The organism is Pseudoalteromonas sp. AWM4_233 (assembly GCF_056158285.1).
Genome location: NZ_JBSWSZ010000001.1, coordinates 3,505,611 through 3,527,294, shown reverse-complemented (window position 1 = coordinate 3,527,294; position 21,684 = coordinate 3,505,611). Strand labels below are relative to the sequence as shown.

The following is a 21,684-nucleotide window of genomic DNA, read 5'->3' as shown; positions in this document are numbered from 1 at the left end:
TGCTTATTCAGAGTCTGGCTGTGCAGGCTCTGACTCTGCTTCAACGTCATCTTCAGGCTTATAAGGGCCTAAGTACCAGTCATCAAGTTTCCAAGCTAGCTCTTTTAAGCCAATGCCTTTCAATGAAGAGAAAGCACACACGGTAATGTCTGCGTCGAGTTCAGCTAATTTCTTTTTAACCTGAAGCACTTCAGCTTTACGCTTACCTTGCTTTAATTTATCTGCTTTGGTTAATAGCGCTAATACTGGGATTTCTGAATCTACCGCCCAGTTAATTAAATCCATATCCAGATCTTTAAGTGGATGGCGAATATCCATTAGGACAACGATGCCTTTTAGACTCTTACGCTTTTGTAAGTATTCGCCCAGCGCGCGTTGCCACTTTTTCTTCATCTCAAGAGGGACTTTTGCAAAGCCATAACCCGGTAAGTCGATTAAACGCTTATCTTCATCTAACTCGAAGGTATTGATAAGTTGCGTACGACCCGGTGTCTTACTGGTTCTTGCTAGCTTTTGATCGGTCAATGCATTTAATGCACTTGATTTACCCGCGTTCGAACGGCCAGCAAATGCGACCTCAATACCAGAATCAATTGGTAGACGGCTGATATCTGGTGCACTGGTAATAAATGTGGCTGTTTGGTATTTCATACGTGACTTGATCACGGGCTCTCCTGACAGATTGAAGATATTAATTAGGCTATTTTATACCAGTTAGTTATTTGGCAAAAGCAAGCATTTACAGATGATTTCAGTGTGAAATGACTTTTTTATTGATTTTTAAAATTAATCTAGGTCAAAACCCTATAATTTATAAGTCTAATATGAGTAGAAAACGTGCCAGAAAAATTTAAATCGTGTAGAATAGCCAACTAGCAAAGTAAAAATAGCATTGATTTTTCCCTAGCAACCCTGAAAATAGGTGTTTCAATCGCTAGGTATTAATTACAGGGTCGGAAACAGAGAATTTACCATGAAAAAAATAGCATTAACTTTAACGATGTTGCTTGGTAGCTTGTCAGCGAGCAACGCACTAGCATTTGATGGCGATGCCGAAGCAGGCAAAGCGAAGGCTGCTACTTGTGCCGCGTGTCATGGTCCAGATGGCAACGCACCTGTAAACATTTATCCAAAAATTGCAGGTCAGCACGCTGACTATATTTATAAGCAGTTAAAAGAGTTTAAGCTAGGTATGACGTCTGGTGGTAAAGAAGGTCGTATGGATCCTGTAATGAGTGGTATGGCTATGCCGCTTTCAGATCAAGATATGAAAGACCTATCTGCTTATTTCGCTTCTCTAACTATGAGTGCAGGTACAACACCTGAAGACGTAGTTGAAGTAGGTAAAAAGTTATACATGGCTGGTGATGCTGAGCGCGGTATTCCTTCATGTGCAGCGTGTCACGGTCCACGTGGTAACGGTACATCACTTGCTAAGTTCCCGAAAATTTCTTTCCAGCATCCTGAATATATCAAAGCGCAGCTTGAGAAATTCCGTGATGGCTCACGTAACAATGACATGAATGGCATGATGCGTGATATCGCGAAGAAATTAACAGATAAAGATATTGAAGTACTTTCTAAGTACTTAGGTGGCTTACACTAATCGCTAAGCTACTAAAGTAGTATAGTTTAGTTATCTTTCTGATAATAAACTATATATTAGTCAAAAGGCAGCCTTGGCTGCCTTTTTTGATCCTCGAATACTTGTTAGATAATTCCCATTCCATTTGTAAGACATTTGCCATAAGTAAGTGTAAGCTATTGCTTAAATTTATCTATTAAATAAGCGTAAGTTATTGTTTTTATTTTGATCACATAAAGCTGACTCAGATCTTTTCAAAAAAAAGATTATTAACCAGTTGTAACAAAATCATTAAGGAGTAGATTACTACGTGTTGCCAAGACAACAAAACAAAATGGAAACATCGCAACTGGAAGCGTAGGCAGCAATAGTTAGTACTAACTTGGTACTCTATGGATGAACAAGAAAGCGTTAGGAAGACCGAAAATAAAAAATAGTCTCATGGAAGTATAAAATAAAAACAATATGGACTATGTACGGAAGCACTAATAAAAATACGGATAGTAAATAAAAATAATAATAAGGCTTAAAAAGTCGAAGGGAGAAGTGTCCAAGTTTGTGACGCTCAGATTAGATAGGCGGTAGAGAGCAATCTCTGCCGCCTTTTTATTTGTGCCGCGGTGCTTTGCTGGTACAATAGCCGACCAATTTCAAAGTCGGTATCTTATTTATCATGTCAGTATGTGGTTTATGTGGCTCAGATGAGTTACAGCCTTATCACCAAGATAAACGTCGCCGTTATTTACAATGTACGCAGTGTGCACTTGTGATTGTTGATGAGCGAGATCGATTATCTCCTGAAGATGAAAAAGCCATCTACGATACTCACGAAAATAGCTTACATGATGAAGGTTATCGTCGCTTTTTATCTCGTGCTTTTGAGCCGACGATAGAAAGAGTACCTTCACACAGCAAGGGCTTAGACTTTGGCTGTGGGCCAGGGCCTTTATTGGCTGAAATGTTCAAAGAAGTAGGCTTTGAAATGGCTTGTTTTGATTTGTTTTATGCAAACGAGCCTGAAGTGCTGACTAAAACGTATGACTTCATAACGTGCACCGAAGTAATTGAGCATCTATCTCAGCCCGGAGAGGTGTTAGCAAAATTGTTGTCACTACTCGACGCTGGCGGTCCTTTGGTATTGATGACTAAACTGATTATTGATCAAAATCGGTTTGCTCAGTGGCACTATAAAAATGATTTAACCCATATCGCATTCTTTAGCCGTGAAACATTTGACTATGTCGCGGCGCGCTTTGACTGTCAGGTTGAATTTATCGGCAATGACGTCATTGTATTAACTAAGTCGAAAAGTAACGACAGAGAAGATTTATGACTAGAAAGAAAAAATCACGTAAGGTAGCTCAAACGGGCACCCCGCGTTTAAGTAAAGAAAAGCTATTAGAACTACGCGCTCTAAAAGACCAGCGCAAGAAAAAGTCTAAGGGTGCCAAAGCTGGGTCGCGTAATGCACCAGAAGCGCTTAAAGAAGACAAGCAAATAACTACTGGCTCGAGCAACAAAGATAAGCGTTTAGGTAGTAAAAAGCCAATTAGCTTGAAACCAGAAGTGGTAAAGCCTGAATCAGCTGAGCCTAAGATGATGCGTCACTTAAAACCTCAGGTTGAGTTAAAAGAAGTGAAGCCGTCACTTACTCCTGAGCAAGAGTTAGAACAGCTAGAGAATGATCCACGTCTAATGAAGCTACTGGAGCAGCATGAACGTGGTGAGTTGATCACAGGTAAAGATGCGAAGTTCTTCAATCGCTCAGTAGCACGTCACCAAGAGCTGTGCGAACTACTCGGTATTGATGATGAGTTTGAAGAAGATGACATCATTGAAGATGATCCTTTAGAGAACTTCATGTCAGACGATTTGGCTAATGAGTGGTTTGATGACGACGATGAAGAGGAAGAGTATAAATAATGGCAACTGAGTGGATCATTGCACTGGTTATTGGTGCACTTATTATTGCTGGTTTATCTTTTTATGCAGGTAAGCTGATTTGGCAAGTGAAAGCTCAAAATGAACTCATTGCCAAAAAGCGTGCAGAACATGAAGCTGAGCAAAAGAAAAAGCGTCAAGAGCGTAATGCCAAGCTTGCTGACAGTATTAATCTCATTGCTAAAGCCATGAATCAAAAGCAATGTGAGTATTCGGAAGGGTGTTTGCGTATTTGGGTTCTTATCTCTCAATATGGTTTTGAGAAAGAAGTTAACCTAGAAGAAACTTACCCGGGCATTCATCAAATGTATGAAGTGGTAAAAGACATGCCGACGCACGATGCACGTAAGAAGTACTCTAAAAAAGAAATCTTCAAAATGGACACTGAGCGCTGGCGTGCTGAAGAACGTCTTGAGAAAGATATTCTTAAAGATTGTGAGCAACTGGTTAGCGAGTTTCAACCCTTACCTGGTAGTGAAAACGTGGTATTTCAGTAATTAGACATATTGAGTAATAAAAATTACTATTTAATCATGTCTTTTCCACGGAGGAAGCAATGCATAAGTTAATTCTTGTTGAAGATGATCAAAAGCTTGCGCAGCTTACAAAGAAGTTTCTTGAAATGAATGGCTTTGATGTGACGGTCTTTTCTTCTGGTTATGAAGCGACTCAAGTGGTTTTAGATAGTCATCCCGATATATTACTCCTTGATATTAGTTTACCTGATTTGGATGGCTTTAAAGTTCTCTTGAGGGTAAGAGAGGAGTTTACAGGACCTATATTAATGCTCACTGCTAGGGATAGTGACTTCGATGAGATACGAGGCCTTGAGTATGGTGCAGATGATTATTTACGTAAGCCGACAGAGCCTCATGTGCTGCTAGCAAGAGTTAATGCTTTACTTCGCCGAGAAACCCGTAAGAATAAAGCAAGTGATATCCTTAAGCTTGGTGAGCTGGTAATGAATAAAAGTGACAGACATACCTTTTTTAAGGGAGAAGTCGTTACGCTTACCAGCGATGAATTTGACATATTATGGTTGCTAGCCAGCAATGCTGGAGAAGTAATGAGCCGAGACCAAATTTGCTTAGAAGTCATGGGAAGGCAAGCTGGTGCCTTGGATCGTAGTATTGATATGAAAATTTCAAGATTAAGAAAAAAGTTTGGTGATGATTTAGAATCTGCTGCAAGATTAAAAACAATAAGGCGAAAAGGGTATTTATGTTCTAAGTCAGGGTGGAATTAAACTATGCTAAAGCTCTTTCTTAGCCTATATATTGTCATTGCTTCAAGTATTCTTGCGATCAATTTTTTTGGTGATTATGTTTATAGTCGGTACTTTTTTAATAAGACTGAAGAGTTTTACAACATAAGATTAGTTATTAATAGCTTTAAGAACAATGTTGCGGAGTCGAAAGATCTTGTTGGCATAAAAACATATGCTTTAGATGAATTACAGCTCAATGAAGAAGAACATCAAAGTTTTGTAAATGGTAAGGAGCTATTTACCTTTGATTCTGAGGGTAATACGTATGTTTTATTCTTTATTCCAAATATAAATAGAGCGGGCCAAGTTGGCCCGTTTATTTTTTCTGAGGATAATATTCAAGAACATATTATTTTCAAGTTAGTTGCTTACTCAGCTTTATGGCTAATCATATCTATTTGGCTCTTGCCTATTTGGCGTGATTTAATGCGACAAAAAGAGCAGCTTCAGTCTTTAGCTAATGGTAAATTGATAACAGCAGAGCCACCAGTAAGGTTCTCTGCAATTACAGATGTTACAGAACAAATTAATAAAATTTCTTCTAGATTATCGGAATTAATAGAAAGTCAGCGCTTATTAGTTAATTCAGTCTCTCATGAGCTACGTACTCCACTTGCGCGAATTAAGTTCTCTTTAAGCTTTTTACCTGAAGATCAAAAAGAGACGAAAGACTCAATTCATGAAGACCTAGATGAGTTAGACGATATGGTAGAAGAGATGCTTTCTTATGCTAGGTTAGAGTCTGAAAGTTATAGTTACGCGAAATCAAAAGTTGATGTATATGCATTACTTGTTGGGTTAGTAGAGAAAGTAGGAAAGGTTTGTGATTTAAAAATTGAACTTCAAGGTAGTAGAGAGTCCTTTATCAATGGTAATAAAAAGTATCTTGATAGGTGTTTTCAGAATTTAATTCTTAATGCTGATAAGTATGCAGATGGGCACCTAAAAATTTCTATAACGAAAGTGGGGCAACAACTTATCTTATCTTTTGAAGATAATGGACCAGGGATCCCTCAAACTTTGCAAGAGAAAATATTTGAGCCTTTTAACCGAGGATTGCATGAGGGGGCTTCTAAAGGATATGGCTTGGGATTAGCAATAGTTAAAAAGGTCGCTGTATTCCATGGTGGACAATGCAATCTTGATGGCAATTATAATGAAGGTGCAAGATTTATTATTACTTTACCAAGATATAAAGACAATTGAATGGGAGAGGGTCTAGCTCTTAAATCCTTTTAGTGCTCCAATCCTTGTAACCAAATTAAGGTGAGGCATTTAACGATTATGAGAAGTGTAAGGCTAAGATTAAAGCAAGTAAATGCTTACGCTTAGTCGTAACCCCTCTAGCCTTTAAAATATCTAAAGCAATAAAATAGCCGATATTTAAACCGGTGCTTTTACAATGTTCGGCAATTGCTAAGCTAGAAACATCTTTAGTAAACAGTTTGTATAATTTGTAGGTTAATAGCTGTTTTCCTGAATAATAATATCGAGTCCCCGCCTTTGTTACGCCTTGATAATGACGAAAGTCGCACATGATATGTAGCCCACTTTCTAGCTTTTCTATTATCATTTACATCACCTCTCTTAAGAATTTAAAAACTCTCCAGATAAAAAGAGGGGGTGAACTAAATACCACAATATCAGTTCACCACTCACTCTCAGTCGACGCTAGCATCCTTGCCTAATAAATGTTGAAGCATCCCCTAGGTGTTGTAAATGGTCATTAATAAACAGTAATGCTTTTTAATTTTCTTTACGCAATAAGTACCAGCTATACACCAACCTAAAGCTGTACTTGTATCAAATGCGTTTGTGTAACACTGTGTAACAGTTTTTGACGAAGTGTAATGTTTTCCATCTTATTGTCACAAAAGCCCGTCTGTTAATTAAGTTGCGATAATATTTGTTCACGTTAATTAATGTTTTTTTGATTCAGAAAGAGGTGGTTGCTATGGCAAAAAGTGTAAACAACATGATTGTAGGAATAAATGGTCACTTCGTTACTAAAGCAATTGAGTTTAAGCTTTCTGATAGGGGGGAGTTATATATAAGCCGAAGTGGTGAAGAGCGAGTGAGATCAAATATCAATATGGTAAAAGCACTTGATATTCTTCTAGATAATCGAGGTCAGATAGTGACTAAGAAAGAGCTTGAGAAATCAGTTTGGAGCCATGGCATGATAGGTAGTAGTAGCTTACCAGTGCTTATTAAGTCTATTCGAGATGCAATTAAAGGCACAGAATTGGTTTTAATGACTGTGAGAGCGCAAGGTTACGCGATTCTTGATAAGCAAGGTATATAATAGGAGTAAAATGTATGGATATTAAATCGATGCTATTAACCAATCACTCAATTAAACTTGAAGATATTAAGAATAAAAATAATATGACTATAGGCTGGGAGGTGCTATTAGATAGAGATGAATGTCAGAGAAATGGCATATCTTCAGCGGCTATGCAGTCATCGCTATCGTCAGGCACTGTGTTACTTGAACAACTTGAAGAGCTAAGTAATCTTACTGAAAATGCTAAAGGTTGTATTTACGAAGGAAAGAAATTCTTTCTAAATGTGGAGGAGTCTCAGCTTTTAGATAGGCATATATTAAAAGCGATGTATAAGACTAGCATGCAATGTAATGCAGTTGATGTTGAAATCATATTTGAAATAACTGAGCGCCATTATGGTGTAGATCCAAAGGAGGTCTTTAAGAGCATTCAAGACTTATCCTCTTTAGGTGTTAAATTTGCTTTAGATGATTACGATGGCAGTTTGTGTGGCTTTAGGTATGCCGCGTTGGTTTCCGGTCTGGTTAGTTTTGTGAAGGTAGATAATTTACAGGTCTTAAATAATTTATTTGAGTTACCAAAACAGTGTGAAGTGATCTTGGAAAAGGTGGAAAACTTAGAGTTGTTAGCTGCTGCAAGAAATAATAATAAGGTGAACTTAATACAAGGTTATGTATTTGGAAAGCCTGGAAAATTCGAGCATGTTAATAATTCATATTCAAAGAAAGTGAGTACGTCATTAGGTAGAGTTAAGACTAAGCTAGAAAAGTACCAACTTTTAACGAAAGAAGAAACACAATTTATAATGCAAATAGTATGAAGAATAGGAGAGGAAAGAAAAGGACTTATCTTTACAGTAATGGTTTCATAAACTTCCTAATTTAGAATGTCATATTTTTTTATACTCTCAGGGCGCTTCTTACTTTCCACCTACCTCTTATATCACTTCCACTTCTTAATACTTATTAATAAACAATAACAGTTATTAATTAACAAGGAGAAGCTTGAATAGTTATATTGAGTATCTGTCAACTCAAAGGTTCAGGTCATGTTCTCAGATATAAAACTAAAATTAGACTTGTTTAACCCGAAAGCGCTTGATGTCTATGGCAAGGCAGTGGCAATCGAATTTAACTATCGCTTACATGAAATAAATAACAATATAAACCCTAAAAATTGCAAGTTTGTTGAGTGCTTTTTAGACCCACTCTCTAACAAGCTGTGTGTTGTTATCGGATATAAAAGCGATTATTTAATTACTTTTAAAAAAGATATAAAGATTAGAAGTTCTCAAAGATACAATGAAAGTAATGTTGTACTATGCTTACATCAAGCAGGCCGGCCTCAAAAGTGTGCAGAAGAAATGGTTATCGCTCTTGAAGAGTTTTGCTTTATTGAAGGTATTTGCATTGAATTGCCTACATCTTTTCTGTTAAAAAAGACTGATTAAGCTTTAAAAGATTATTTTATATAGGGTAAGCCTTTGTCGAGGATTCATTACTGTATTTTAAGCCTGTTGCTTAGTTTTAACGTATTTGCTTTTGAGTGTAAGCAGAAGGTTTCCGTGGGTCATTATATAGAAGGTTCTTTAGGTAGCATAAAGCAATATTTTTCGCCGCCGGGCACGTGCACGAGTGAATCGTGTGAAAAAGTGAACAGATTGGTTTATGAGCGTCTATTGGATGAAGAGCATAGTATAGATAATTCTTTAAGTGTTAGAAGCTATGATTTTCAAAGAATTGAGTTTCGGGCCATTGATGAACTAGGAAAAAAGAAGCTAATTAAGTTAAATCAGCTTTTTAATGGGGAAAAAGAAAACGTATTACTTTCTGAGCTGATATTAAATGTGAATTATACGGTTCTTAAAGATACGTTATTAGAGGTGGTTTTAAAAAGGCCTCAATATAGTCTTTATGAACTATTTGAGTTGGTATATTTAAATGATATAGAAATACTAGCCACTTATGAATCAAATAAAACGACAGGCTTGGGCTGGAAATTATTAAAACTAGAAGAAAATGAAAAGTATCATTATTTTGAACTAAAACAGCAAAGCTCAAAAGGCTGCAATAAGCATTTAAAAGTATATTGGTCTAATGATGCTGAGTTTTTGCTTCGTTCGTTTAAAGAGCGTGTTATCTCGGTGATTGAAAACCCACCCCAAAAACTATCTAAAAAGCTAATAAAGTTAAACGCTGAAAAAGTAATCGGACAGGATTATTTTAGAGTTATTTTGCAAGGAAAATTTCTTAAAGATAGTCGTGAAAACCATCAGTTAATTGAAAGAGTATCTCAAAACTTTTCCTTGAAGGGCAAAGTGTCGAAACTTGTTGATGAGCCTTCATATAGGGTGGTTAACCATAAACCTAGAAACCCCAAATTGTATTCTAGCGAGTACAAAGTGTATGTTTTAAATGGGAGTTTAGCAGGTGTTGATACTGATAAGTTTATAGCGCATTTAAAAGCTTCCTTCAAAGCCAGTGGGTTACTTAATATTACTATAGACTCATCTTGGCAGCAGAATACTCATTATGATGGCTATGTATCGGCAATTATAAACCCAACTGGTAATGAGTTATTTTTGCAAGAGATGCTTTATAGGTGTAGAAAAAGCTTCAAACTTACGATTAAGGGGATATTCAACCATGTTGATTTTTGCTCTAAAGAAGCGGAAGCACTCTTCGAACAGATTGAGCATGACGGAGATTACTCTAAAATAGAAGAGCTAAATGAACTGCTTAACGAAATATCTCCTTTCAAACCTTTATTTAGTAAAGGGTTTGTGACATGGGTTAACTCAAGCCATAATAAAGAAAAGTTAGCTGAGCGCTCTGGAATTTCACCTTACAGTGTATATTTTAATGAATAAAGTTTTTTTATTTCTTATTGCTTTCTTAATGTTTAATAAGGCTATAGCAAGTGAACTAAACCCCATAGAGCTAACCGATAGTTTAGTAAATGAAGCACCCTATCATTTGCAGTTTAATGATATGGGGCATTATCTTCTGCCTTCAGATGAGCGAGTTAATGCTTATACAGCCTTAGAAAAAGGCATGCATATTGGTAAGCGTTGTCGACCCAAGAAAAATCAAAAATGTGTTTTTAAATTGGAATTAAATAACAGCTCGACGATTCAGCCTATGATGAGGGTGAGATATTTCGGTCATAATTCTGCTCAGTTTCATTTTATTAATAAAGCTTTGTTTGAGCAAGAACAAGAGCGAGTTGCTGAGAGGCAGCACTTTTACTTTATTAGAGTGCAAGAGCATTTTAATAATATTGTGATTGAAGGTTTAGTTCAGAGCAGCCAAGTTGTTTTAATCGAATTTTCCAAAGGTGAAAGCGTAACTCTTAATGGTGATTTCTTTTCAAAAAGACGCTTTGAGAGGGATTATAATTTAGGCATGTCGGTAAATGCTTTTTTATTATTTGTATTTTTTACCATTGTTGTTTCATATGTAGTGCTTAGGAAAGAAGCAGCAATTTTTCAAGTATTACTTTCTTTTCTCTACTATATATCACTCTTCATTTTCTTATCGATGTTTCATTTTTCGTTTGTAGATGAAATGATGCATTCTGATCAAGGTAGAATTAAGCAATTCATCTCTGCGATTGTGGCAATAACTTTACTATTCGAACTCTTTTTTTCTAGCGAAGAGGCAGCTAAGAACACAGTAAAAAGGGTGAGAATGGTTATTTATTTAATTTTCATACTGGCTTTGAATTCTTTGTATTTATTTGCTGAGGAAGCCGTCTCTATTCTTGTGATCACTACCTTAAGCTATCTTGCTTTATCAAGCTACATCACTTTCTATCTAGATAAAACGAAACGTAAAGTGGTTAGGTACATAGTTACTGCATCTATTCTTTATATTTTATGTATTCAGCTTTATTTTTTCTACGGAATTCACTTAAAAATTTTTGAATCTAGCTGGGCTAAAGTTGTATTACTTTTGCCATTGCTTCCACCTGTATTAATGATGTTTATAGACCTTAAAGATAGCAAAGTCATTACTTTGGGTCAGTATAATAGATTACTCAAAGGCTCAACTTTAGATTATTTGACAGGTGTTAAAAATTACAATTGCTTGATAGAAGATCTTGGTAGTATGAAAAATGAGAGCTTTTATTATTGTACATTGGGCGGTAGCAGCTTAGAAAAATCTAGCTATGGACAGAACCTAGCTGAAAAGGTGTTGGTTGAATTTACAAATAAGTTAGAAATAAATAAAAAGAATCATTATCGAGAATTGTATCGAGTGAAATTTAATGAGTTTGTGTTGGTATGTGAACCTTCTCAATGTCCCATCAGTCTCATTACTAGTGTTTTTCAAGAGCTGTCGAGTGAGTTCGTTGGAACATCTTTAAATATAGGCCATTCAATTATAAGTAATAATGTGGATGCGTTAAGTGTGTTTCATATGGCTGAGTATTCGGCTTTGAAAGCAAGAAAAACCAATGTTCAGTTTTTAGAGTGGGATGTAACGGATTCAATCAGTTTGTATTGCTTAGAAGGCTATAAAGATAAAGCTCTTGAGCTTATGAATCCTCGCAGTGTAGTTTGCTATTTTCAAAAGATAGTCCCTTGTCATGACGGAGTGCTAGATAAAGTTGAACTGCTGTGTCGGTTTAGAGATGAAGAAGGGAAAGTCCACCCAGCATTTAAGTTATTAGACATAGTCGAAGCGCATGATTTACATGAAGAGCTAGATCTTGTCATGGTGGCTTACGCAAAAGAGGCCTTTCAAAGGTTTAGCCCTAAAGTAAAAGTGTCTATAAATGTATCACCACTTAGTCTTTATTCTAAACGATATCAGCAAGCTATTCAGGAATTACCTGCAGAAAACAAAGAAAGGTTAGTAATAGAAGTTACAGAGCATAGTTTCTATGATAATGACATGACCTTCAAAGATGTAGTTAGTACCTACCAGCAACAAAAAGTTTCCATCTCGATGGATGACTTTGGTTCAGGTTATTCTTCTTATCAGCAACTTGCATCTAGCTACTTCAACGAATTGAAAATCGATGGGACTTTAATTCAAGGTATTAAAGTAGGTTGCTTCAGGTATTTTTTAGTAAAATCAATTATTGAATTATGCAAGCATATTGATTGTAAAGTTACGGCTGAATATGTAGACACAGAAGAAGTCGCGGATATTCTGAAATCATTGGGGGTGGACTATCTACAAGGGTTTTATTTCCACAAGCCCTCACCGTTAAGCGATGTTTCAAGATTTAACAAACATTAATAAGTATTAATTTTCATTAAGGCTTGAGGACATATGACTTAGAAAAGCTTATTCTCTATTGCATTAAACTAAATAGAAAGATAGTTTTTTTAAGTTGAAACAGCAGATTACACACTATATTTATGAAGATCTAATAAAGTCTTTCAGATCAGCCGTTCAAGCGCATATAGTATGCGGTATGCTACTAATTGCTGTGGTAATGCATTTGGGGGACGATAAAGCTATTACTCAAATCAGCGCATGGTTTACTATCTTAGCTATCACTCTGTTAGTTCGTTACAAAATTCATTCAAAGCTTATAAAATCATCTAGCCTGAATATTAAAGCCTACAGTTATTTCACAAGCATTTCAGTAGTTCTAGCAGGGTTATTGTGGTCTTATGCAACAATTATTGTGATGAATGTAACAGATTACCGCTCTTCAACACTTCTTGCACTCATTTATTGTATGAATTTAGCATATGCCGGGTGTATTCATTACATTAATTTCAAGAAGTATAGCCATCTATATTTTTGGTCTACAGTTCTACCTACATTAAGCTATGCTGCTTTTTCAAAGGGGTTATACTTCGAGGTAGCGACAATAGTATTGGTAGCGGTTTTTTACATAAGTGGATATTTAGAGAAACTTAGAGAAAGGTGTGTTGGCCAAATCAAATACAGGGTAAAAACTGATGAATTAAATAAAAAGTTAAAAACATTCTCAGAAACTGATCCTCTTACGGGGCTAAAGAATAGATTTTATCTGAACAATAGCTTAGATGCCATGCTGCTAAAAGCGAAGGAGGAAAAGAAAACAATTACAGCAATAATGGTAGATATTGATTGTTTTAAGCTTTACAACGATCACTATGGGCACTTATCTGGAGATAAAATCATAAAAATGATAGCAAATGTACTGCAGCATAAATTTTCAGGCCTTAATGAAACAATTTTATGTAGATTTGGGGGAGAGGAATTTCTGATCTTATCCCTGGATGAAGAGATTAAATCAACATTAGATTCTCTTTGCGAAAGTGTGGCGGATTTACAAGTTCCACATGTAGCATCACGCTGTTTACCAATAGTTACTATTAGTGTCGGCTGTAATTCACAAGAGGCATTAAAATTATTTGGTCATGATATTGAAAATCTGATTGATGGAGCAGACAAAGCTCTATATTTAGCAAAAGCAAATGGACGAAATCAAATTATTTTTTCTTCTTAAGTTTAAGCGTTTATTTTTTCGATAGAGTTTTTAACTTCATTTCTTGTACTCTCTCCAGTAATGACATAAAGCAACGATAACGTTAAAATCAAAGAAAAAATAAAAGCATAAATATGGATCATTTAACTCGCGTTTATCATTTTCGTTATCTTCGACAGTTACTTGAAGTGAAGCGCTTTTTAAAAGTTAACCCCAGTCTTTTGCCAGCTGTAATTTACTTAGTTTCAAGTGGTGCGGGTCTGTACTATCTGACGTGTTTGTTGTCTCACTTTGATTTTGATGGGCTAAAACACATTGGGCTCGGTGATTTTCTTACGATTATTTTTTCAAGCTTTTGGTTACTCGGAGCATTCGTTGCCTTTCTGGTGCTATTGGCCTTCTTTATTCCCATAGATCGCGCTTCTTCAAGTATTCAATTTTTGTCTATTGGTAAACTTATTAGTGTCTTGAACCGGCCATTTTTAAAGATCCCCGTTTTATATGGCTTTAGCTCTTCAGTCATCGCTATTTTTTTTAGTGCAAATATTTTGGCAGAGAGTCGAGCTAGCGCCATCAAACATACAAAGTCAGACTTAGTCGAGGTCAGTTTCAACTATCCAGTGAATTGGCTGGGTAAAACGATCACAAAATTAAATAAAGTGAAAGTAGTGGCCAGCACAAGTCGGTATGTGTTTATTTACCACCCAGATACGAAAAAATCGGTAGTAGTGCCTCTGGGAAATATTGCCACTATTTTTAATGTAAAGCAGGGGGAGATATGAATCGTATCACAACCGATGAAGCCTACTTCGCTTGGTTTAAATCTTCTTTAGAAAAAAGCAAAGCTTTTTTTTATGAAAACCCCAGTGTGTTGTTGTCTTTAACTTATCTGGCACTCAGCTTCTCAGGTTTAATTTATCTCTATGTACTTGGGCGTGGCGTTGGTGTGGACATTATTAAATATCTAGAGCTGGTTGATTTCTTCATGGCGTTTCTGGCAACCCCTCAAATTTTATATTCTTGTATTGGAGCGATTAGCACCATGGCAATCGGGTTTTTTTTAATAAAAAAAAGTGAGAAAGCAAAGTCAAAACGAACTGAGCCGAGTGTAGGCTGGAGAAGTTGGTTTGAGACATGGCGGCCTGTTTATAAAGTAAATCCGCTTATTTTAGGTATATTTGCTTTCCTATGTTTACCACTGATTTATTCAGCTTTAATCGGCCGCCTTGATGCAGAACGAGTCCTCCAAGAAGAGGGTAAGGTTTATCAGATTGACTTGGTAAATCCAGTATCACTTAATGAGCAATCTATGCTTCGTTTTGACCATTTAAAGCTAGTTACAGAAACCGAGCGGTTTAGCTTCTTTTATTCTGTAGAGTTAAAGCAAGTTTTGTTGATTACTCGCGATAATATTGCCAGTGTGCAGCTTGCTAGTCAGGGCTATGATAACTAGTCAAAGTTTAAAGTTGCCTTTTAGATGGACTTTGTTGCCTGCATGGAGTCTATCTAAAAGAGGCAGTGTCAGCTGCGTTTAAGGTTAAAAACAGCAAATACATCCCTGACACAAAGTAGGTGCTACGAGGGTATAGAAACTTTTTCTGGGGTAGGCTTAACCAAACGTTTAAGCTAGCGGTTATATCGACGCAATCAATACCCAATCAGCTATATCTATGAAGCTAATATGTTCATTTTTGTTGGTATGGGTAGAGGTTTATATGAGTCAACGAGTGCTCATTAGACATTTCTTCAGCAAGACGCTTTTCTTAACAGTATGCTCATCTATTAATTTTAATCTTACCCAAATTAAACAGGTTAACGTGCTGTATTTCAGTCACAAAAAAACGCCCAACGAGGGGCGCTTTTGATAAAGGAATTGGTTGTGCTAATTAGCCGCGAGGACCAGCTTGCTTAATCGCTTCTGATACATCGTACTTCTCAAAGTTAGCTTGGAAGTCAGTTGCTAATTTAGCTGCGTACTCAGCGTACTTCTCTTTGTCTTCCCAAGTATTGATTGGGTTAAGAAGTTCAGTTGCAACACCAGGTACTGCTACTGGTACGTCTAGGTTTAGTGACTCGATGTGTTGAGTTTCAACATCAGCAAGGTTACCAGATACGATTGCATCAACAACAGCACGTGTTGTAGGGATGTCAAAACGCTTACCAATGCCGTAAGGACCACCAGTCCAACCTGTGTTAACTAGGTATACTTTCGCGCCAAACTCACGCACACGCTTCATTAGAAGCTCTGCGTAAACGCCAGCTGGACGTGGGAAGAATGGTGCGCCGAAACAAGTTGAGAACGTTGACTCGATGTCAGACGTTGAACCGATTTCAGTTGAACCTACCTTCGCTGTGTAACCACTTAAGAAGTGGTAAGCGGCTGCTTCTTCAGAAAGTACAGATACTGGTGGTAATACACCACTTACGTCACATGTTAAGAACACAACTGCTTTTGGCTCACCAGCACGGTTTTCAACTTTACGCTTTTCAACGTGCTCTAATGGGTAAGCTGCACGCGTGTTTTGCGTTAGGCTTGTGTCGTTAAAGTCTGGTACACGGTTTTCATCTAGTACTACGTTTTCTAGAATTGTACCGAACTTAATTGCGTTCCAGATAACTGGCTCGTTCTTTTGCGAAAGGTCGATACATTTAGCGTAACAACCACCTTCGATGTTAAATACGCTGCCTGGTGCCCAACCGTGCTCGTCATCACCGATAAGGAAACGTGTTGGATCTGCCGATAAAGTTGTTTTACCAGTACCAGAAAGACCGAAGAATAGTGCTGTGTCGCCAGCTTCACCAACGTTTGCACTACAGTGCATTGGTAAAACACCTTTTGCAGGAAGTAGGAAGTTCTGAACAGAGAACATCGACTTCTTCATTTCACCGGCGTAATGCATACCTGCCAGTAGTACTTTGCGCTGTGCAAAGTTGATAATAACTGTACCATCGCTGTTTGTGCCATCACGCTCTGGGTCACATACAAATGAAGGTACATTTAAGATCTGCCACTGAGGTAAATCTGATGCATTGTATGATTTAGGTTCAATAAACATGTTCTTAGCGAAGATGTGGTGCCACGCTGTTTCAGTTGTTACAACAACTGGAAGGTAGTGTTCAGGATCTGCGCCAACTTCTAGGTGAGAGACGAAGTGGTCATTTTCCTGTACGTGTGCTTCTACACGTGCCCATAGCGCATCAAACTTTTCAGCATCGAAAGGACGGTTAACATTGCCCCATTGGATTTCAGTTTCGGTGCTTGGCTCTTTAACGATAAAACGATCACTTGGTGAACGACCTGTACGACGGCCAGTTTTAGCTACGAAAGCTCCATTTGCGGCTAAAGTCCCTTCGCCACGGCTAATTGCGTGTTCGACAAGTTCAGCTGCAGTTAAATCGACAAAACGAGTAGCGCTTGATGTCATGTTATTACCTAAATGTGAGAATTGAACGGGATAGCTCTGAGTTCTTAATACTCTTAAGCTGAAATTATAGTAACAGATGAAATTGAGATATTCGAGCCTTTGGAAGGGTTAAAAAGGCATAAATTTGGTAAAAAACTTGAATAATTTCAATGATACCGGTGTCATAAAAAAGCCATTTAAAATGACACCGGTATCATTTTTTAGACATAAAAAAGCCGTCGTTTTGACGGCTTTTTAGCTTATGCTGAGTCAATACTACTTTTAGTTAAAAATAGCCTTGATATCTTGTTCATCAAATCGGTAATTTTTCAGGCAGTAATGACAACTGATATTTACTTCACCGTCTTCTGCCACTTGAGCCAGTAATTCATCTTGACCTACATTCACCAAAGCATTGATGGTTTTGTCTCGGCTACAGCCACAAACAAAGCTCAGCTCTTGCGGTTCGAATAATTGTGGGTTGTCTTCATGGTAAAGGCGAGTTAATACCGTTTGAGCATCTAGATCGAGTAGCTCTTCATCTTTAATGGTGTTACTAAGCGCTTCTAGGTGAGTGAAGTCTTGCTGTGACTTTTCTTTATTCACAGGTAAAACCTGTAAAAACAGGCCTGCAGCTTTGAGCTGTTCGCCCGAAGTGCGTGTTGCAAACCATAAACGCGTCTTTAACTGCTCAGACTGTTCAAAGTAACCTTCTAGACATTCTGCTAAATTATCAGAGGTTAAAGGTACAATACCTTGGTAGCGCTCACCTTTAGTTGGTGTGATAGTGATAACCATATATCCCTGACCCATTAGGTCCTGAATACTGTTACCAGTAACTTCGCCTTGTAAGCGTGCAATGCCGCGCATATTTTGATTGTGGTCACCGTTTATTACCGCATATTTAACTGGGCCATCACCTTGCAGTTGCACCGCGATATCGCCTTCGAATTTTAAAGTGGCGGTCAGTAGGCTGGTTGCGACTAGCAACTCACCTAATAATTGCTTTACAGGCTCTGGGTAGTCGTGTTCACCGATAATGTCTTTAAACGTTTGTTCGATTTGTACTAGCTCACCACGAACGTCTAACTGATCGAAAATGTAACGGTGTAATAAATCTGATTGCATTTATAAAATCCTAGCTTGATTTTAACTTTAGTAATTCGCGACGTTGCTTTTTATCCGGTTTGGTTTCCGGGCGCGGCGCAAAAAAGCTGTTGTTCTTTCTAGCGATGGCGTTTTGCTCTCGCTTTTCTATACTGTGCTCAGCTTCTTCATATAATAGCTGAGCAAGTGGCGCGGCCTGACGCTTGTCATAGACCTTTAAAATCGTCACTTCCTTTTCCTCATAACCCTGAGCAAGGTTTACAGTCGCACCAATTTCAACCGTTTTACTGGGTTTACAGCGCTGACCGTTATAGTGTACTTTACCACCTTGGATCATTTCTCGAGCAATACTGCGGGTTTTATAAAAACGCGCTGCCCAAAGCCACTTATCTAAGCGAACTGCTTCTATTTGGCTGTTTTGTTCAGAGGATTGTTTTTTCACAACGAGAATACCATCAAGGATTGAGGGATTTGTGAGGTGAAATTTATCATATATTCAGGCCCAACAAAAGCGGGCGCTGTTCACCCTTCCTTCAACATAATGTGGGTAATCTCACGTAATACAAGTGTCACAAAGTTTCACATTTGTACGCTTGTTGAATTAATTTCGTCGCGGTACACTTGGCCGTTCAACAGAATAAGAAAAAGTCTCATATGGAATTACAATTACAACAGTTAACGAGCATATTTCAGAAGTTGCCGCATGCCAGACTCAGTCGTTTGGTTGTAGTACTGACTGTTGTTTATATTGCTTATCTATGCGCCCAACTCGTTTGGTTGTTTTGGCCTCAACCACAAAGCGCGAACTTAGCACCGCTTTCAAGTTCAGTAAGCAGTAAAACCAATAACGTCAACACCCAAGCAATTATTCAGCAAAACCTGTTTGGTGTTGCTAACGAAAAACCAAAAGCCCCCCCTAAGCCCGTCGCACGTGTTTCTGATGCGCCTAAAACAACATTAAATGTGAAACTTACCGGTATTGTTGCTGTCAGTTTAAATGATACAGCGGGCTTGGCGATTATCGAATCACAGGGGCGACAAGAAACGTACGAAGTAAAAGATGCCATTACAGGTACGCGTGCAAAATTAGCACAAGTGTTGCCTGATCGAGTCTTGCTAGATGTAAATGGCCGTTTTGAAACGCTCATGCTTGATGGTCTTGCTTATACAAAACAAGTGGCCATGCCGGTATCTGGTCCACGTGAAGTGCGTGACACACAGAGAAAGCCAAGCATCGACCGCTCTGAATTGGCACAGCGTCGCCAAGAGTTACTAAGAGAGCCAGGTAAGTTACTCGATTACATCAGAATCTCTCAGGCTCGAAGAAACGGTGAGTTAATAGGCTATCGTTTAAGCCCAGGAAAAGATCCTGAGCTATTTAAAAAAATGGGTTTAAAGAATAATGATTTGGCCATTGCAATCAATGGTTATCAACTAACGGATATGAGACAGGCAATGACTGCAATGCAAGAGCTCAGAGAAGCCACTGATGCCACAATTAGCATTGAACGAGACGGTCGTGTGATCGACGTACAATTCAGCCTGTAAGCACAATTTTTGGAGTTAATAATAATGAGAAATAAGCTAGACCTCAGAAAAATCAAAAAAGGGTTAGCTAAGTATGCGGCTCTGATGTTTGCAGCTGGGTTATCGTTATCTGTTTCTGCTGTTGAATACGCAGCGAACTTTAAAGGTACTGATATTAATGAATTTATTAATATCGTTGGTAAAAACCTGAACAAGACCATCATTATCGATCCTAACGTTCGTGGCAATATTAACGTGCGCAGTTATGAATTGATGGACGAAGAGCTTTATTACCAGTTCTTTTTAAATGTTTTAGAAGTATATGGCTATGCCGTTATTGAAATGGACAGCGGCATTTTAAAAATCTTACGTAGTTCAGATGGTAAGAAAAGTAATGTGCCATTAGTTTCAGATAATACTTCGACGGATGGTGACACCTTAGTTACGCGAGTGATCCGTGTTAAGAATGTGTCTGTTCAAGAGCTTGGCCCATTAATTCGTCAGTTCAGTGACCAAAAAGATGGTGGTCATGTGACTAACTTCAGTTCTGCTAACGTGATGATGCTGACAGGCCACGCAGCGTCTGTAAATCGTCTCGTCGATATTATTAAATCAGTCGACCAAGCAGGTGACACGCTAGTTGAAATTATTGAACTCAAGCATGCAACTGCAGATGACGTGGTAAAAGTAGTTGAGAGCATTTACAAGTCATCTGGTAAAAACAGTATTCCTGACTTCCTAATACCAAAAGTTGTGGCAGATAACCGTACCAACAGTGTCATTGTCAGTGGTGAAGGTCAAGCGCGCTCTAGAGCGGTAGATTTAGTTAAGCGTTTAGATGGAGAACTAAAAAGCCAAGGTAATACGCAGGTTTTCTATCTTGATTATGCAAAAGCAGAAGATCTTGTAAAAGTACTACAAGGTGTAAGTAAAACGCTGCAAGAGGAAGCGCAAGGCGGTAACAATAAAAGTCGCAGCCGAAATAACAAGAATGAAACTAGCATTGAAGCGCATCCAGATTCAAACTCATTAGTGATCACAGCACAGCCAGATACCATGCGCTCATTGGCATCGGTGATTAAAAAGTTAGATATTCGTCGTGCTCAAGTATTGGTTGAAGCGATTGTTGTTGAAGTACTAGAAGGCGATGGTATCAACCTAGGCCTGCAGTGGATTTCAGAGCAAGGCGGTATGTTGCAATTCAATAATGGCAGTAATGTCCCTGTGGGTTCGTTAGCAGTTGCTGCAGAGCAAGCCCGTGATAAAACCATTGAAAAAACAATTACGGGTAGTGAAACTGGCACTACAACGCCATTTACTGAGACTCAAGAAGGTGACTTAGGTCCGCTAGCTGCGTTACTTGGTGGTGTTAACGGTCTTGCTGCTGGCATTATTAAGAATGACTGGGGCGCGATCATTCAGGCAATTTCAACAGACACGAAATCAAACATTCTAGCGACACCTTCTGTAACCACAATGGATAACGAAGAAGCGTCGATGATTGTAGGCCAAGAGGTGCCAATCATTACCGGTTCAACAACCAGTGGTAACAACTCAAACCCATTCCAAACGGTTGACCGTCAAGAAGTGGGTATTAAGCTAAAAGTTACGCCTCAGATAAATGACGGCACAGCAGTTCAGTTGACCATTGAGCAAGAAGTATCGAGTGTCAGTGGTGCAACCGCAGTTGATATTGCAGTGAATAAGCGTGCAATCAACACCACAGTTATTGCTGATGATGGTGGTATGGTGATCCTTGGTGGTCTGATTGATGAAGACGTACAAGAAAGTGTGTCAAAAGTACCATTGTTAGGCGATATTCCTATTTTAGGTCACTTGTTCAAGTCAACGAGTACAACGAAGCGTAAGCGTAACCTTCTAGTATTCATTCGTCCGACGATCCTGCGTGATAGTCGCAGCATGAATGAATTAAGTCATTCAAAGTATAACTTTATTCGTGGCGAGCAGAACAAGCAACGTGAAGATGGTATCGACCTGATGCCGTTTGAAGATTCACCAGTGTTACCTGAGTGGAACGATGCACTGACATTGCCACCAACGTATGAGCAGTATTTAAAAGAGCAAAATAAGAAAGAGCGCAAAGATGATTGATAGTAACAATCAACTAGA

The 21,684-nt window shown here is 38.1% G+C and carries 21 protein-coding genes; 16 read left to right on the top strand and 5 right to left on the bottom strand.

All coding sequences use genetic code 11. From position 1 onward, the window contains the following. Window positions 1-3 precede the first annotated feature (3 nt). Window positions 4-666 (bottom strand): ribosome biogenesis GTP-binding protein YihA/YsxC, encoded by a 663-nt coding sequence (yihA, locus tag ACXAC4_RS16025; protein WP_475163354.1) that lies wholly within the window; start codon window positions 664-666, stop codon window positions 4-6. Between the two features lie 307 nt (window positions 667-973). Here yihA and ACXAC4_RS16020 point away from each other — a divergent pair, with 307 nt between their 5' ends. The 6 genes from ACXAC4_RS16020 to ACXAC4_RS15995 all read left to right on the top strand — a co-directional run bounded on the left by ACXAC4_RS16020 (window position 974) and on the right by ACXAC4_RS15995 (window position 5,999). Continuing rightward, a complete protein-coding gene (locus tag ACXAC4_RS16020) occupies window positions 974-1,606 on the top strand; it encodes a c-type cytochrome (protein ID WP_058031249.1) in 633 nt (210 codons plus the stop codon). 652 nt (window positions 1,607-2,258) lie between these two features. Beyond that, on the top strand, window positions 2,259-2,918 hold the full coding sequence (locus ACXAC4_RS16015) for a class I SAM-dependent methyltransferase (protein ID WP_475163352.1): 660 nt from the start codon (window positions 2,259-2,261) through the stop codon (window positions 2,916-2,918). Beyond that, on the top strand, window positions 2,915-3,508 hold the full coding sequence (gene yihI / locus ACXAC4_RS16010; RefSeq protein ID WP_475163350.1) for a Der GTPase-activating protein YihI: 594 nt from the start codon (window positions 2,915-2,917) through the stop codon (window positions 3,506-3,508). The genes ACXAC4_RS16015 and yihI overlap by 4 nt, the downstream gene beginning before the upstream one ends. Next, the gene (locus ACXAC4_RS16005; RefSeq protein ID WP_138477839.1) at window positions 3,508-4,023 is read left to right on the top strand and encodes a DUF2489 domain-containing protein; all 516 of its coding nucleotides are present in this window, start codon (window positions 3,508-3,510) and stop codon (window positions 4,021-4,023) included. Before yihI ends, ACXAC4_RS16005 begins: the two co-directional genes overlap by 1 nt. Before the next feature lie 59 nt (window positions 4,024-4,082). Beyond that, window positions 4,083-4,772 carry a response regulator transcription factor gene (locus tag ACXAC4_RS16000; protein ID WP_475163349.1) on the top strand — a complete coding sequence of 230 codons (690 nt, stop codon included), beginning with the start codon at window positions 4,083-4,085 and terminating at the stop codon, window positions 4,770-4,772. Between the two features lie 3 nt (window positions 4,773-4,775). Further along, a complete protein-coding gene (locus ACXAC4_RS15995) occupies window positions 4,776-5,999 on the top strand; it encodes a sensor histidine kinase (protein ID WP_475163347.1) in 1,224 nt (407 codons plus the stop codon). A 76-nt stretch (window positions 6,000-6,075) separates the two neighbouring features. Here ACXAC4_RS15995 and ACXAC4_RS15990 read toward each other — a convergent pair whose 3' ends face one another. Further along, the gene (locus tag ACXAC4_RS15990; RefSeq protein WP_475163343.1) at window positions 6,076-6,366 is read right to left on the bottom strand and encodes a hypothetical protein; all 291 of its coding nucleotides are present in this window, start codon (window positions 6,364-6,366) and stop codon (window positions 6,076-6,078) included. 381 nt (window positions 6,367-6,747) lie between these two features. Here ACXAC4_RS15990 and ACXAC4_RS15985 point away from each other — a divergent pair, with 381 nt between their 5' ends. From ACXAC4_RS15985 to ACXAC4_RS15950, 8 genes are all read left to right on the top strand, one after another. Then, entirely contained in the window at window positions 6,748-7,098 is a 351-nt protein-coding gene (locus ACXAC4_RS15985; protein ID WP_475163341.1) for a winged helix-turn-helix domain-containing protein, read from the top strand. A gap of 14 nt (window positions 7,099-7,112) precedes the next feature. Next, window positions 7,113-7,901, top strand: a complete 789-nt coding sequence (locus tag ACXAC4_RS15980) for an EAL domain-containing protein (RefSeq protein WP_475163340.1) — start codon at window positions 7,113-7,115, stop codon at window positions 7,899-7,901. 228 nt (window positions 7,902-8,129) lie between these two features. After that, complete coding sequence (locus ACXAC4_RS15975; protein ID WP_475163338.1) at window positions 8,130-8,531, top strand: hypothetical protein; 402 nt, start codon at window positions 8,130-8,132, stop codon at window positions 8,529-8,531. Window positions 8,532-8,759: 228 nt separating this feature from the next. Then, window positions 8,760-9,950, top strand: coding sequence for a hypothetical protein (locus ACXAC4_RS15970; RefSeq protein WP_475163336.1), 1,191 nt, complete (start codon window positions 8,760-8,762; stop codon window positions 9,948-9,950). After that, on the top strand, window positions 9,943-12,330 hold the full coding sequence (locus ACXAC4_RS15965) for an EAL domain-containing protein (protein WP_475163333.1): 2,388 nt from the start codon (window positions 9,943-9,945) through the stop codon (window positions 12,328-12,330). Before ACXAC4_RS15970 ends, ACXAC4_RS15965 begins: the two co-directional genes overlap by 8 nt. A 94-nt stretch (window positions 12,331-12,424) precedes the next feature. Further along, the gene (locus ACXAC4_RS15960) at window positions 12,425-13,537 is read left to right on the top strand and encodes a GGDEF domain-containing protein (protein ID WP_475163330.1); all 1,113 of its coding nucleotides are present in this window, start codon (window positions 12,425-12,427) and stop codon (window positions 13,535-13,537) included. 113 nt (window positions 13,538-13,650) lie between these two features. Then, window positions 13,651-14,298 (top strand): hypothetical protein, encoded by a 648-nt coding sequence (locus tag ACXAC4_RS15955; RefSeq protein ID WP_475163327.1) that lies wholly within the window; start codon window positions 13,651-13,653, stop codon window positions 14,296-14,298. Further along, a complete protein-coding gene (locus tag ACXAC4_RS15950; RefSeq protein WP_475163325.1) occupies window positions 14,295-14,969 on the top strand; it encodes a hypothetical protein in 675 nt (224 codons plus the stop codon). The genes ACXAC4_RS15955 and ACXAC4_RS15950 overlap by 4 nt, the downstream gene beginning before the upstream one ends. Before the next feature lie 433 nt (window positions 14,970-15,402). Here the strand turns inward: ACXAC4_RS15950 and ACXAC4_RS15945 are convergent, their stop codons facing one another. From ACXAC4_RS15945 to hslR, 3 genes are all read right to left on the bottom strand, one after another. Next, on the bottom strand, window positions 15,403-16,941 hold the full coding sequence (locus tag ACXAC4_RS15945; RefSeq protein ID WP_058031243.1) for a phosphoenolpyruvate carboxykinase: 1,539 nt from the start codon (window positions 16,939-16,941) through the stop codon (window positions 15,403-15,405). Between the two features lie 261 nt (window positions 16,942-17,202). Next, window positions 17,203-18,048 (bottom strand): Hsp33 family molecular chaperone HslO, encoded by an 846-nt coding sequence (gene hslO, locus ACXAC4_RS15940; RefSeq protein WP_475163319.1) that lies wholly within the window; start codon window positions 18,046-18,048, stop codon window positions 17,203-17,205. 10 nt (window positions 18,049-18,058) lie between these two features. Further along, on the bottom strand, window positions 18,059-18,469 hold the full coding sequence (gene hslR / locus ACXAC4_RS15935; RefSeq protein ID WP_058031241.1) for a ribosome-associated heat shock protein Hsp15: 411 nt from the start codon (window positions 18,467-18,469) through the stop codon (window positions 18,059-18,061). A gap of 212 nt (window positions 18,470-18,681) precedes the next feature. Between hslR and gspC the strand changes: the two genes are divergently transcribed. Together gspC and gspD are read left to right on the top strand one after the other, a co-directional pair. Next, complete coding sequence (gene gspC / locus ACXAC4_RS15930) at window positions 18,682-19,575, top strand: type II secretion system protein GspC (protein ID WP_475163312.1); 894 nt, start codon at window positions 18,682-18,684, stop codon at window positions 19,573-19,575. A 24-nt stretch (window positions 19,576-19,599) separates the two neighbouring features. Then, complete coding sequence (gene gspD, locus ACXAC4_RS15925; RefSeq protein ID WP_475163309.1) at window positions 19,600-21,666, top strand: type II secretion system secretin GspD; 2,067 nt, start codon at window positions 19,600-19,602, stop codon at window positions 21,664-21,666. The last annotated feature ends 18 nt before the right edge of the window (window positions 21,667-21,684 follow it).